At 62.6% G+C, this 388-nt stretch carries 1 protein-coding gene; it reads right to left on the bottom strand.

The features are described 5' to 3' along the window. On the bottom strand, nucleotides 1–382 hold a 382-nt coding region (locus tag JHN45_RS52590), incomplete at its 3' end, for a hypothetical protein (RefSeq protein WP_201056611.1). Nucleotides 383–388 lie beyond the last annotated feature (6 nt).

Below are 388 nucleotides of genomic sequence, written 5' to 3'. Positions count from 1 at the left end.
CACCCTTGAAGTCGGCATCCCAGTCAGCCACGATGTCCTTGGCATCCTGGTCCCCGGCGTCTGCCGCAGCACGCCAGTACCGGAGAGCCACGCCCATACCGTGGAGGTCGAGCTGGAGTTCAGCAATGCGCCGAAGCTGACTTGGAGTGGGCGAGGTCAGCCGCCGCAATTCTTCCAGTTCGAACATTCGCGCTTCGTGCTCTGCCCACCCCTCGGCTATCCGTGACTGATTGCGCTCCACGCTGGCGCGACGCAGTTGCTCACGGACTTCTTCCGGGACCTCCTCAGCCGCAGCCTTAACATGCGGGGCACCAAGGCTTGACGCCTCCAAGAGTGCGTCGAATGCCTCTTCTTCGTCGTCTGAGCTGTCAGGGTCCTTCATCTCCCC

This window comes from Streptomyces sp. MBT53 (genome assembly GCF_016654115.1).
Lineage (GTDB): Bacteria > Actinomycetota > Actinomycetes > Streptomycetales > Streptomycetaceae > Streptomyces.
This window is presented reverse-complemented; position numbering and strand designations above follow the sequence as displayed.